Below are 12,615 nucleotides of genomic sequence, written 5' to 3'. Positions count from 1 at the left end.
CAAGCATGACTACCACCGCGTTTGATTCGCGCACCCGCGCGTTGCTCGAAGGCCCGATCCTGCCCACGCTGCTGCGCATGGCCTGGCCCAACGTGCTGGTGATGGCGGCGCAGGCCGGCGCCGGCCTGATCGAGACCTGGTTCATCGGCCGGCTGGGCACCGACGCGCTGGCCGGCATGGCGCTGGCGTTCCCTACCGTGATGCTGATGCAGATGGTGTCGGGCGGCGCGATTGGCGGCGGCATTGCCTCGGCCATCGCGCGGGCGCTGGGCGCGCGGCGGCGCGACGATGCCAATGCGCTGGTGCTGCACTCGGTGGTGATCGCCATCGGCTTTGGCCTGCTGTTCACGCTGGTGATGGTGTTGGGTGGGCGCGCGCTGTATGCGCGCATGGGCGGCAGCGGCGCCTCGCTGGAGGCGGCGCTGATCTACTCGCACTGGGTGTTTGGCGGCGCGGTGCTGGTGTGGCTGTTCAACTCGCTGGCGGCGGTGATCCGTGGCACCGGCAACATGGGCTTGCCCGCAGCCGTTACCTGCGTGGGCGTGGTGGCGCTGCTGCCGCTGTCGCCCCTGCTGATCTTTGGCTGGGGGCCGCTGCCGGGCCTGGGCATTGCGGGTGGCGCGCTGGCGCTGCTGCTGTACTACGCCGTGGGCACTGCGGTGCTGGCGGCCTACCTGTGGCGCGGGCGCTCGCCGCTGCGGCCTTCTTGGGCGATGGCGCAACTGCGCCGGCCGCTGTTTGCCGACATCCTGCGCGTGGGCCTGCTGGCGGCCTTGTCGGCGGTGTCCACCAACCTGGCGATAGGCGTGGCAACGGCGCTGGTCGGGCGCTTCGGGCCGGCCGCCATCGCCGGCTATGGCACGGCGGCGCGGCTGGAATATCTGCTGGTGCCGCTGGTGTTTGGCCTGGGCGCGCCGCTGGTGGCCATGGTCGGCACCTGCATGGGCGCGGGGCTGCGCGAGCGGGCGCTGCGTGCCGCCTGGATGGGCGCGGCGATGGCCGCCGGCCTGACCGAGGCCGTCGGCCTGGCCGCCGCCATCTGGCCGCGCCAGTGGCTGGGCCTGTTCGGCAGCGATCCGGCCATGTTGGAGGCCGGCGCGCAGTACCTGCGCCTGGTCGGGCCGACCTATGGCTTCTTCGGCCTGGGGCTGGCCTTGTACTTTGCCTCGCAGGGCGCGGGCCGGCTGCGCTGGCCGGTGATTGGCAACCTGCTGCGGCTGGCCGTGGCGGCCGGTGGCGGCATCTGGGTGCTGCAGGCCGGCGGCGGGTTGGGCGGCGTCTTTGCGGTGCAGGGCCTGGCGCTGCTGCTGTATGGGCTGTGCATTGCCTCGGCGATTGCCGGCGGCGCCTGGTTTGGCCGCGTCGGCTGGCCGCGCAGCACCAGCGGATTGCTGCGGCGGCTTGAGGCGGCTTGATTGTGTGCTATGTAAAATATAGCTATATGCCCAGGCCTGGCCTGGGCTAGAGGCCTATTTCATTCAAAAATCAAGGCTTGGCTCGCTGCAATAGCGAGAACAGGCCCATGCCGGCCAGCATCGCCAGCACAAACAGCCAGGCCTGCGCATGGCCCGCTGCGGCACTGACCAGCGCCGGGCCGGGGCAGAAGCCGGCCAGGCCCCAGCCCGCGCCAAAGGCCAGGCCGCCCAGCACCAGCCGGCGGTCGATGTGGCGGCTGCTGGGCACCTGCAGCGGCGCGCCCAGCAGGCTGCGCGGCCGGCGCCGGGCCCAGGCAAAGGCGGGTGCGGCGACCGCGATGGCGCCCAGCATCACCAGCGCCAGCGAAGGGTCCCAGTGGCCGGCCAGGTCCAGAAAGCCCAGTACCTTGGCCGGATCGGTCATGCCCGACAGCAGCAGGCCCAGGCCAAACACCAGGCCAGCGAGCAGTGCGGCCAGCAACGGAGCGGTTTTGCGCATGTTCAGGCTCCCAGCAAGTGGCGAACAAGGTAGACCGTGGCAAAGCCCGCCGCCATGAAAGCAGCAGTGGCCACCAGCGAGCGCGGCGACCCGCGCGACAGCCCGCACACCCCGTGCCCGCTGGTGCAGCCAGCGCCGTAGCGCGTGCCCAGTCCCACCAGCAGCCCGGCCGCGATGAGCGTGGGCGTGCCCGCCGCTATATGCGGCAGTGGCAGTGCGCCAAACGCATGCCACAGCGGCACGGCCAGCAGCAGCCCGGCCACGAACAGCACGCGCCACAGCCGATCGCCCGCAACGCTGCGGCCCAGCAAGCCGCCGACGATGCCGCTGATGCCCGCGATGCGGCCATTGAGCAGCAGCAGGAGCGCGGCGGCCAGCCCGATCAGTGCGCCACCAGCGAGCGATGCCCAGGGGGTGAAGTGTTGCCAGTCGATGTTCATGCTGGGGTGTCCGGTGCAGAGTGTTGGGCATGGCCGCAAAGGCTGGCGTGCAGGGCTTGCATCACCGCCAGTACCTCGGCGCTGGCCAGGCGGTAGTAGATGAATTTGCCTTCGCGCCGCGTCTCTACCAGGCCTTCGTCGCGCAGCACGCCCAACTGCTGCGACAGCGTGGGCTGGACCACGCCGGTGTGGGCCAGCAGCTCGCCGACATTGCGCTCGCCCTCGGCCAGTTGGCACAGCAACAGCAGCCGGTCTTCATTGGCCATGGCCTTGAGCAGCGCGCAGGCGCGCCCGGCCGAGGCACGCAGCAGCGCCATGGCTTCAGGGGATAGGGGGGCGTCACCAGAGGCGGTGGTTGGGGCGGCGTTCATGTTTCATTATATTAATTTATATAATGTGTTTTTGCCAACCGACTTGCGAGAGCCTGCATGCACGCGCCTTCCAATCCCCAGGTCCAGGCCTTCTTCGACCCTGCCACCTCGACCGTCACCTATGTGCTGTTCGAGGGCGAGGGCAGCGCCTGCGCCATCATCGACTCGGTGCTGGACTACGACGCGGCGGCCGGCCGGGTGTCCACCGCCTCGGCGGACCGGGTTGCGGCCTTTGTGCGTGCGCACGGCCTGCAAGTGCAGTGGCTGCTGGAGACGCATGCGCATGCAGACCACCTCTCGGCGGCGGCCTATCTGCGCAAGCAGGTGGGCGGCACCATCGCCATTGGCGAGGCGATCCGCACGGTGCAGGGCGTGTTCCAGAAGCTGTTCCACCTGGGTGCGGAGTTTTGCCTGGATGGCTCGCAGTTCGGGCATTTGTTTGCGCCGGGCGAGTCGTTTCAGGTGGGCCGCCTGCGCATGCGCGCGCTGCATGTGCCGGGCCACACACCGGCGGACATGGCCTATGTGCTGGAAGACCAGGCCGGCACGGCGCAACTGGCCTTTGTGGGTGACACGCTGTTCATGCCGGACGTGGGCAGTGCGCGCTGCGACTTTCCGGGTGGGGATGCGCGCGTGCTTTATGGCTCGGTCCAGCAACTGCTGGCGCTGCCGCCGGCCACCCGGCTTTTCATGTGCCACGACTACCCACCGGGCGACCGCGCGCCGCGCTGGCAGACCACCGTGGCCGAGCAGCGGGCCGGCAACATCCACCTGCACGACGGCGTCGATGAGGCGCAGTTCGTTGCCATGCGTGAACAGCGTGACGCCACGCTGGGGATGCCGGCCCTGATCCTGCCGGCGATCCAGATCAACATCCGCGCCGGTGAGCTGCCACCGCCGGAAGACAACGGCGTGCGCTATCTGAAGATTCCCCTGGGCGTCTTCTGATTTTTAGTAACTACTCAGGTTCCCATACCGTTCGGGCTGAGAAGGCGTGAAAAAATCAACTCCCATGCGCCAACAGGCGGCTTGAAGGCCGCGGTGGCCAATTGAACGGGGCTGCGGCGAGCTCCTGGCCTCTCGGAGGTCCCAGAGCGCCCAGCCGCAGTCTTGGGGCCTTGTGGAGGCTGCAGGGCGAGCCCGCAAGCGCGCTCAGTTCACCCCCCGAGCGCAAACCCCAGCGAGCGCATGCGCATCAAGTTATGCGCCAGCGCGTGCCACAGCAGCACCGCGCGTGCCTTCAACTTGCCGCACACATTCAGGCGGTACAAGCCCCGTCGCCTGAGCTGCGCATTGGCGCATTCGATACTTGCGGCGCGGCGCCTGTAGAGCTTCTGGCCCTCGTCACTGGCCATGAACGCGCGCCACTGCGCAATCAACGGTGAGTCACTGGCCTTGGGGCTGAGCGGATCGAAGCCAGGTTTGCGGCTGCGCGAGGGCGGCACCACCGGCTGCGTGCCGCGACGGCTGAGTTCCTCGAGTGCGTCGTACTGGGGGTAGCCACCATCGGCCAGCCAGTGCGTGGGCGTGCGGCCGTAGCGCTGCTCGATCTGGCGATGCATGGGCGCCATCTCATGCATATCGCTGCCCGCGCAGACCACCGCGATACCGGCGATCAACTGCGTGGCCTCGTCCACCAGCACCTGCGCGTTGTAGGCCGGACGGAATCCTCCGTCGGCCATCTTCATCACCCGGGCGTCTGCATCCGTGGTGCTGACCCGCTTGGGCGCGCCTGCGCTGGACTTCGGCTGCGCCTCGCCGCTGGCGGGGCGTGGCTCGGCAGGTGGGGCGTCGGGTTCGGGCAGGGCGCTGGGAGCATCCCCGGCGGGGCTATCACCTACTGGGGCCTGGCCAGACTTGCCTCGCCTGGCACGCGCACTGGCCTTGTTCTTGATCTTGTCGAGTGCGCCCCGCTCGATCTCGCCGAAGGTCTGCAGTGCCCGGGCCAGGCGCTCCTCGCGCTCCCGTGCGGCGCGTTCGCGCGCGGCGGCCTTGCGCCGCGTGCTGGCGCCCGCATCGGCCTCGAGTTCGCTCTTGAGGGCGTTGACCTGGGCGAGCGCCAAGGCATGCAGCTCGCCCAGGCGCTCCTTGCGCCGGAAGCTCGAGGCCTTGGCGTGGGCGCGAACGCGCAGGCCGTCCTGGGCGACTACGTCGAGCGTGACCAGCTTGCGCTCCATGAGCGCGGCGATGCTGCGGGTGAGTTGCGCATCGAGCCACTCGGTGTTGGCTGTGCGAAAGCTCGCCAGCGTGTGGTAGTTGACCCCGACGCCACCGCAGAGCCAGCGGTAGATGTCGTCGCGCTCGCACAGCCGGTCGATCTCGCGGGCCGAGCCCACGCCCTCGACGGTGGCCCACAGCCACAGCGCCATGAGGATGGCCGGATCGATGGCGGGTGCGCCGGCCGAGCCTTGCACCGACTTGACCTGGGCGTAGAGCGGCGCGAGGTCCAGCGCCTGCACAAAAGCCCAGACGCTGCGCGCGGGATGGTCTGCCGCGACAAGGGCATCGAGGTCGCAGGGGCGTAGCTCGATCTGCTGGCGATCGGCGTGCAGCAGGCGTGGTGTGCCTGCTGTGTGCGCCGGCTTTGCTGGCCGTGGCGTTGCAACTACGGCGCCATCTGCGGGCGCTTCGTGGAACAGGGCCGCTTGTTCGGATGTCTTGGGGGCGTTGCTTGCGTTGGCCATTCGCTATCAACGCACGGGGGCGGATATTCGTTCACACCTTCTGAGCTTGTCGAAGCCCTGCCACGCATCACCAAGCCCTTCGACAGGCTCAGGGCGAACGGGGGTGAGTAGTTACGATTTTTAGAAGAAAAGTGCCTCTAGCCCAGGTGCCGCCTGGGCTTATAGCTATCTTTTTTGTAGTTTGAGCCCAGCCACCATCAACGCAGCGCCGTCAGCACCTGGTCCAGCTTGCCCACCAGCTCATCCGCATGGGCGCGGGCAAACACCAGCGGCGGCCGGATCTTCAGTGTGTTGGCGTGTTCGCCGGTGGCGCCCAGCAGCACCTGCTGCCGGCGCATGCCGTTGACGACCTGCGCGGCCAGGGCGGTGGCCGGGGTTTTGGCGGCGCGGTCGGTGACCAGTTCCAGCCCCACGAACAGGCCGGCACCGCGCACGTCGCCAATGGCCTCGTGGCGCTGGGCCAGGGCTTGCAGTTGCGTGCGCAGGTACTGGCCCACCTCCAGCGCATTGCGCTGCAGGCCTTGGCCCTGGATCACGTCGAGCACGGCCGTGGCCGCGGCCATGGATACCGGGTTGCCGCCAAAGGTATTGAAGTAGCGGCACTCCTGGCCGAATGTGGCCAGCACTTCAGGCCGCACCGCCAGGCCCGCTACCGGGTGGCCGTTGCCCATGGGCTTGCCCATGGTGACGATGTCGGGCACCACGCCGTGGTTCATGAAACCCCAGAAGGCCTCGCCCGTGCGGCCAAAGCCGGGCTGGACCTCGTCCGCGATGAACAGGCCACCGGCCTCGCGGATGGCGTTGGCGGCCTCTTGCAGGAAGCCGGCGGGCGCGGTGCAGACGCCGTCGCTGGAGAACACCGTATCCACCAGCAGCGCGGCGGGCGCAATGCCCTGGGCCTGCAGGTCGGCGATGGCGGCGCGCACGCCGGCGGCAAAGACGCTGCCCAGTTGATCGGGCGCGCAGCGGTAGCTGTCGGGTGCGGGCACGGTGCGCACGTGTTCGCCCAACTGCACGAAGCGGCCGAGCGAGGGCGATGCCTCGGCAATCGACGAAGTCACGCCGTGGTAGGCGAACCGGGTCACGATCAGGCCGCGCCCTTTGGTGTGGGCACGCGCGATGCGCATGGCCAAGTCATTGGCCTCGCTGCCGGTGCAGGTGAAGATGGTGTGGCCCAGCGCGGGTGGCAGCGTGGCCAGCAGGCGCTCGGCGTAGTCCAGCACGCTTTCGTGCAGGTAGCGGGTATGGGTGTTGAGCGTGGCCGCCTGCTGCGCCATGGCCTGCACCACCTGCGGGTGCGAGTGGCCAACGCAGGCAACGTTGTTGTAGGCGTCCAGGTAGCGCTGGCCGTCGGCGTCGTACAGCCAGACGCCTTCGCCGCGCACCAGGTGCAGCGGCTCTTCATAGAACAGCCGGTAGGCCGGGCCCAGCAGGCGGGCGCGGCGGGCAAGAAGCTCAGGGGTGGTGGTCATATCAGGCTTGGGGGCAGGCCGCAAACAATGCGTCGCGGGCTTGTGTGTCAGTGATGGCATCGCAGGCCTGCAGCCGCGCCCAGGACACGGCGTTGTTGCGCAGCAGGTAGGCGGCGTTGTCGGGCTGGCGGGCGGCGCGCCAGCCGCTGATGGCGACCACCATGGCCAGGCGCGCACGCACCAGGTCCAGCAGCACATCGAGCTCGGCCGGCTGCAGCGGCAGCACCGCGTGGTAGGCGCCGGCAAAGGCGGCGATGGTGGCCAGCGCGTCGCCTTGCTCGTCGAGCTGATAAGAGGCGGCCACGGCCAGGTCGTTGACCATGGGTGCCTCGACCATGTCGCCAAAGTCGAGGATGCCGGCCACCTGCTGCGGCGCGGCCGGGTCGACCAGCAGGTTGTAGATGTTGAAGTCGTTGTGGATGGGCTGGCGGCGCAACGTGGCCAGCCGGGGCAGGGCGTGCTGCTCGAAGCGGTCCAGGGCGCGGCCGGCCAGCGCGCGGCGATGGGCGTCTGGCACATGGGCCAGCAGGCCGCGCACGCGGTGGGCGCGCTGGATGTCCCAGGGCAGCTCCAGCGCGCCGGCCGGGTGCTTGAGGCCCGCCAGTGCGCGGTCCAGCCGGGCCAGCATGCTGCCCACACTGGCGCGCTGCGCGGCCGAGCGCGGCGCCTGCGGCATGGGCAGGCCTTCCAGGTAGCTGAACAGCCGCACCACGCGCGCGGCACCGTCGGGCGCCTGGGCGATGAAGGAGTGCGCGCCGCCGAGCGTAGGCAGCAGCCGCTGCACCGGCAGGCCGGGGTCGGTGGCGGCGATGTGCAGCAGCGCCTGGGTCTGGAAGTCGGCCACCAGCGGCGACTCAATGGGGTGCGACACCTTCAGCATGCGGCGCCCGGTGGGCTCGCTGAGCAGGAAGTTGGCATCGCGCTCACCCGTGAGCGCACTCAGGTCGCCGGCCAGGCCGTAGTGTTCTTGCAGCAGCGCGGCAGCCCAGGCGGCGGGCACGGGGGCGGCGGGCGCGCTCAGCACGGCCGCTTCGGGCAGATCATTCATGCGGCCGCCGCAAAGCCACTCAAGGCGCTGGCCAGGTTGGGGCCCAGGTCATCCGACAGGTAGCCGCCTTCCTGCACCAGCACGGTGGGCAGGCCGAGCCGGGCGATCTCGGCGGTGATGCGGGCAAAGCCTTCGGTGGTGACGGCCAGCGCGCGGTAGGGGTCGTGCTCATGCGCGTCCAGGCCCAGTGCCACCACCAGCGCGCCGGGGGCATAGGCGCGGATGTCGGTGCAGGCGCGCTTCAGCTCGGCCAGGTAGGCATCGGTGTCGGTGCCGCGTGCCAGCGGGCGGTTGATGTTGTAGCCCAGGCCATCGCCTTCGCCGCGCTCGTGCGCGTGGCCGGTGAAGAAGGGCGTGCAGAAATGCGGGTCGCCGTGCAGCGAGATGGTGAGCACATCATTGCGGCGCCAGAACACGCCCTGCGTGCCGTTGCCGTGGTGCACATCCACATCCAGTATGGCCACGCGCGCATGGCGCTGGCGCAGGTGCTGCGCGGCAATGGCGGCGTTGTTCAGGTAGCAAAAGCCATTGGCGCGATCTGCATAGGTGTGGTGGCCCGGCGGGCGGCACAGGGCGTAGCTGACGCGCTCGCCCTCCAGCACCAGTTGCGCCGCATGCGTGGCCACGTGCGCCGATTGCGTGGCGGCATGCCAGGTGTTGCGGCCGATGCTGCAGGCGGTGTCGCCCATGTGGTAGCCGGCCTGGCCCACCAGGCTGTCGGGGTAGGTGAAGGGCTGGCCGGGGAAGGGGTGGATGTTGGGCATCACCTCTTCTGACGGGTCGTCCAACTGCTGCCAGCGCTCCCAGGCGGTTTCCAGAAAGTGCAGGTACTGCGGCGTGTGGATGGCCGCGCGCGGGCCGGGGCCGTGGTCGTCCGGCGCCACGATGTCGTGGCCCTGCGCGCGTGCGGCGGCCAGCAGGCGCCAGGCGCGCTCGGGCTGCTCGTTGCTGCGCTTCATGCGCCCGCGCACGATGAACTGCTGCGGGTCGTGGTCCTGGTGCTGATCGCTGTAGACGACTTTCATGGGCTGCGTGTGTGTTGTGAGGATGGGGTTCAGTACTGCGGCTCGACCGTCCAGCTGATCGGGATCTCGGCCACGCTGGCGGAGGCGGGCAGCTCCAGCGCCATGCGGGCGATGCGTGCCACGTCTTGCGGCTGGGTGACTTGCTGGCGCTGCCCGGGCGCCAGCGCCGCCGCCATGTCTGTGGCGACAAAGCCCGGACACAGCGCGGTGCAGCGCACCCGGCTGTCGGCACCGCAATGGCGGATGCCGTGGGCCAGCGCCAGCACGGCGGATTTGCTGAGCGCATACAGCGATGCATCGGCGGCGCGCACCCGCTTGGCGGCGAGCGATGCCATGACCAGCACCTTGCTCTCGCCGGCCGCCACCAGGTGCGGCCAGGCCTTGCGGGTAAGGCGCAGCGGTGACTTGACGTTGACTTCCAGCAGCCGGTCGACCTCTGCGTCGTCCGCGTCAATGACCGAGCGGGTACTGAGGATGCCGGCGTTGTGCACCAGTGCGTCGATGCGGCCAAAGTCCGCCGCGGTGGCGGCCACCCAGTCAGTCTCGCTCTGCGGGTCTTGTGCGTTGAAGTGGTAGCGCCGCAGCTGGCTGGGCGCGTAGCCGGCAAAAGCATCGGTGCTGCTGCGCGCGCCAATGCTCACGCGCCAGCCATGGTCCAGCAGCTCGCGGGCAATGGCCAGGCCAATGCCGCGGTTGCCGCCGCTGACCATGGCGACCTTGGCTGGTGTGGGCAGCGCACTGGTATCCATGGCTACAAAAACAGGCCGCGTGCGTGGGCCTTGGCGTCTTCCAGGTGAAAGCGCAGCGCATGCTGGGCGGCGGCCACGTCGCGCTGTGCCAGCGCCTGGGCAATGGGGCGGTGGGTTTCGGCCAGCGCCTTCAGGTCGCCGTAGCTGTCTTCACTGAGCGCGAGGAACATCCGCACCTCGGTCTGCATGTTGTCGAACAGGCGCTGCAGGTACTCGTTGCCCGAAAGCTCACTGATGGTCGAGTGAAAGGCCAGGTCCATGGCCACGCGCTCGGCGGGCGCCAGCGCCTCGGCCTGCGCCACCATCTCGTCCACCAACACATCGAGGTGGGCCAGCTGGGCGTCGGTGGCGTGCTGGCAGGCCAGCGCCGCGCTCATCAGCTCTAGGTTGATGCGTACCTCGTACAGGTCATCCACCTGCTTGACGGACACCGTGCGCACCGCAAAGCCGTGGCGCGGGCGGGATACCAGCAGGCCCAGGCTCTCTAGCCGGCGCGCGGCCTCGCGCACGGGGGCGCGGCTCACGCCCATCTGGCGCGCCAGCTCGGCCTCGACAATGCGCTCGCCGGGGGCGAGGCGGCCGGCCAGAATGGCCTGTTGCAGCTGGGCCTCGATCACACCGACCAGGTCGGGGACCTGGATGGACGCGAAGGCGGGCGAATGGGCTTCGTCGATCGGGCCGAACACCGGTGTTGATATGGTTTTTGGTCGGGGCATGTTGGGTCCTTGTCTCTGGGCGGTTCAGGCCGGGCGGCGTGCGCGTGCCAGGTAGACGCCTGCCACCGCGATCAGTGCCATGCCGGCCAGGGCCAGGCCGTCTGGCGGCCGCTGGAACCACAGGGTGCTGATCAGCACGGCCAGCATCAGTTGTACATAGTTGAGCGGCGCGAGCGTAGCAGCGCCCACGCGGCGAAACGCCGCAAGCAGCATCAGTTGCGCAACGCCACTGCAAGCACCACCGGCGATCAGCATCAGCATTTGCGGCCAGGGTGGCAGCGCCACATGGGGCATGAAGACGGCGGGCAGGTTGGTTACCACCAGGCAGACCAGCGCCATGTGGGCGAACTGCACCGGCGCAGGCACCAGGCCCGACAGCCGGCGCGTGAGCACCTGGAACATCGCATAGCAGACGGCCGACACCGCCATCAGCAGCGTGCCCACCAGCGGCAGGCTGCCGCCCGGACGCACGATGAGCAGCATGCCCGCAAAGCCCAGCATCACCGCCGTCCACTGGATGCGGCCCACCCGCTCGCCCAGCAGCCAGGGCGAGACGGCCACCATGACCAGCGGCGCGGTGAAGTAGATGGCGGTGGCCTCGGCCAGCGGCATGCTCACCAGCGCGGTCATGAAACAGGTGGCGACGATGGCCAGCATCAGGCTGCGCAGGGTCAGCAGCTTTTGGTGCGGCTGGCGCCAGAGGCGCATGTCGTGTGTGCGGCCATGGCGCAGCAGCAGTACCAGCGCCATGGCGCTGATTGCCACGTAGCGGCCCAGGTTGACGACCGTGGGCGGGTAGCTTGCCACCATCTGCTTGGCAAAGGCGTCGTAGCAGGCAAAGGCCACCAGCGCGCCCAGGAACAGGGCGATGCCGTGCCGCTGGCTGGCACGTGCGGCTGGAAGAGCGCCGACTGCAGTCGCGCTGCTCAAGCAATAGCTCCGGCGTGGGTCAGCAGGGCGCCCAAAAGCACGTTGGCACCGGCTTCGAGGTGGCGCGGGTCGGCGTCTTCGATCTCGTTGTGGCTGATGCCGTCTTTGCACGGCACGAAGATCATCGCCGTGGGCACCTGGCGCGCCATGTAGACCGCGTCATGGCCGGCGCCGGTGATGATGTCGCGCTGGCTGTAGCCGCGCGCCACGGCCTGCTGGCGCACGGCATCCACCATGTCGGCGGCAAAGGGCGTGGGCGGGAACTCTTGCACATCCACCACCTTCACGTCCATTGCGTGGCCGGTGGTGCTGCCGTCGGCAAGTGCGGCGGCAGCCTGGCGAAAACGCTGCTCCATCAGGTCGAGGCGGGCCGCATCCTGGTGGCGCAGGTCTACGGTGAAGGTGACCTGCCCGGGGATCACGTTGCGCGAGTTGGGGTGCACGCCGACCGTGCCAACCGTGCCGCGCCCGTGCGGTGCAAAGTCTGGGTCATTGGCAATGTCCACCACGGCCTGCATCAGGTGCGTGGCGGCATAGAGCGCGTCGCGGCGCAGGGCCATGGGCGTGGGGCCGGCGTGGGCCTCCATGCCGGTCACGGTCACGTCGTACCAGCGCAGGCCGAGCGAGCCGGTGACCACGCCAATGACGGTGTCTTCGGCCTCCAGGATCGGGCCTTGCTCGATATGCGCCTCGAAGTAGCGGCCCGGCCGCACCGTGCCTATGGGCGCCGTGCCCGCATAGCCGATGGCGGCCAGCTCGTTGCGCACCGACATGCCTTGCGCATCGACCGCTGACAGCGCCGTTTCCAGCGGGAAGACGCCGCAGTGCACGCCCGAGCCCATCATCACCGGCACGAAGCGCGTGCCTTCTTCATTGGTCCAGATCACCAGCGCCAGCGGCGCCTCGGTTTCTATGCCGTGCTCTTGCAGCGTGCGCATGACTTCCAGCCCGGCCAGCACGCCAAAGCAGCCGTCGAACTTACCGCCGGTGGGCTGCGTGTCGATATGGCTGCCGGTGGCCACCGGGGCCAGGGCCGGGTTGCGCCCGGGGCGCACGCCGAAGATGTTGCCGACCGCATCGACCGTGATCTGCAGGCCGGCGGCGCGCATCCAGCCCACCACCAGGTCGCGGCCCTGGCCGTCGAGTGCCGACAGCGCGAGCCGGCAGTTGCCGCCCTTGGGCGTGGCGCCGACCTGGGCCAGTGCCATCAGCGAGTCCCACAGACGGCCGCCGTTGATGTTCAAGGTTTGCTTCATTGCTTGAGTC

13 protein-coding genes are annotated in these 12,615 nt (G+C 69.2%); 2 read left to right on the top strand and 11 right to left on the bottom strand.

Annotated elements, in window-relative coordinates:
* Nucleotides 1–5: 5 nt before the first annotated feature.
* Nucleotides 6–1,415 (top strand): MATE family efflux transporter, encoded by a 1,410-nt coding sequence (locus AAFF27_14410; protein ID XAH21223.1) that lies wholly within the window; start codon nucleotides 6–8, stop codon nucleotides 1,413–1,415.
* Nucleotides 1,416–1,485: 70 nt separating this feature from the next.
* On the opposite strand, the gene AAFF27_14405 is transcribed toward AAFF27_14410, so the two are convergent.
* From AAFF27_14405 to AAFF27_14395, 3 genes are read right to left on the bottom strand one after another with little or no spacing between them, the layout of a single operon-like run.
* Nucleotides 1,486–1,914 (bottom strand): DUF6691 family protein, encoded by a 429-nt coding sequence (locus AAFF27_14405; protein ID XAH21222.1) that lies wholly within the window; start codon nucleotides 1,912–1,914, stop codon nucleotides 1,486–1,488.
* Nucleotides 1,915–1,916: 2 nt separating this feature from the next.
* Nucleotides 1,917–2,354: a YeeE/YedE family protein gene (locus tag AAFF27_14400; GenBank protein ID XAH21221.1), complete on the bottom strand. Its 438-nt coding sequence runs from the start codon at nucleotides 2,352–2,354 to the stop codon at nucleotides 1,917–1,919.
* On the bottom strand, nucleotides 2,351–2,725 hold the full coding sequence (locus tag AAFF27_14395; GenBank protein ID XAH21220.1) for a metalloregulator ArsR/SmtB family transcription factor: 375 nt from the start codon (nucleotides 2,723–2,725) through the stop codon (nucleotides 2,351–2,353). The genes AAFF27_14400 and AAFF27_14395 overlap by 4 nt, the downstream gene beginning before the upstream one ends.
* Before the next feature lie 57 nt (nucleotides 2,726–2,782).
* On the opposite strand from AAFF27_14395, the gene AAFF27_14390 reads away from it, so the two are divergent.
* Entirely contained in the window at nucleotides 2,783–3,673 is an 891-nt protein-coding gene (locus tag AAFF27_14390; protein XAH21219.1) for an MBL fold metallo-hydrolase, read from the top strand.
* Nucleotides 3,674–3,882: 209 nt separating this feature from the next.
* On the opposite strand, the gene AAFF27_14385 is transcribed toward AAFF27_14390, so the two are convergent.
* From AAFF27_14385 to AAFF27_14350, 8 genes are all read right to left on the bottom strand, one after another.
* Nucleotides 3,883–5,280 carry an IS1182 family transposase gene (locus AAFF27_14385; protein ID XAH26240.1) on the bottom strand — a complete coding sequence of 466 codons (1,398 nt, stop codon included), beginning with the start codon at nucleotides 5,278–5,280 and terminating at the stop codon, nucleotides 3,883–3,885.
* A gap of 326 nt (nucleotides 5,281–5,606) precedes the next feature.
* Nucleotides 5,607–6,881, bottom strand: coding sequence for an aminotransferase class III-fold pyridoxal phosphate-dependent enzyme (locus AAFF27_14380; protein ID XAH21218.1), 1,275 nt, complete (start codon nucleotides 6,879–6,881; stop codon nucleotides 5,607–5,609).
* Nucleotide 6,882: 1 nt separating this feature from the next.
* Nucleotides 6,883–7,929: a phosphotransferase gene (locus AAFF27_14375; protein ID XAH21217.1), complete on the bottom strand. Its 1,047-nt coding sequence runs from the start codon at nucleotides 7,927–7,929 to the stop codon at nucleotides 6,883–6,885.
* A complete protein-coding gene (locus tag AAFF27_14370; protein ID XAH21216.1) occupies nucleotides 7,926–8,954 on the bottom strand; it encodes a histone deacetylase family protein in 1,029 nt (342 codons plus the stop codon). The genes AAFF27_14375 and AAFF27_14370 overlap by 4 nt, the downstream gene beginning before the upstream one ends.
* A gap of 29 nt (nucleotides 8,955–8,983) precedes the next feature.
* The gene (locus AAFF27_14365; GenBank protein XAH21215.1) at nucleotides 8,984–9,703 is read right to left on the bottom strand and encodes an SDR family NAD(P)-dependent oxidoreductase; all 720 of its coding nucleotides are present in this window, start codon (nucleotides 9,701–9,703) and stop codon (nucleotides 8,984–8,986) included.
* 2 nt (nucleotides 9,704–9,705) lie between these two features.
* Nucleotides 9,706–10,419 carry a GntR family transcriptional regulator gene (locus AAFF27_14360; GenBank protein XAH21214.1) on the bottom strand — a complete coding sequence of 238 codons (714 nt, stop codon included), beginning with the start codon at nucleotides 10,417–10,419 and terminating at the stop codon, nucleotides 9,706–9,708.
* Between the two features lie 24 nt (nucleotides 10,420–10,443).
* On the bottom strand, nucleotides 10,444–11,349 hold the full coding sequence (locus tag AAFF27_14355) for a DMT family transporter (protein XAH21213.1): 906 nt from the start codon (nucleotides 11,347–11,349) through the stop codon (nucleotides 10,444–10,446).
* Entirely contained in the window at nucleotides 11,346–12,605 is a 1,260-nt protein-coding gene (locus AAFF27_14350; protein ID XAH21212.1) for a Zn-dependent hydrolase, read from the bottom strand. The genes AAFF27_14355 and AAFF27_14350 overlap by 4 nt, the downstream gene beginning before the upstream one ends.
* Nucleotides 12,606–12,615 lie beyond the last annotated feature (10 nt).

This window comes from Xylophilus sp. GW821-FHT01B05 (genome assembly GCA_038961845.1).
Taxonomy (GTDB): Bacteria; Pseudomonadota; Gammaproteobacteria; order Burkholderiales; family Burkholderiaceae_C; genus Xylophilus.
Note: the sequence above shows the minus strand (reverse complement) of the source record. Positions and strands in the feature narration are given on the sequence as shown.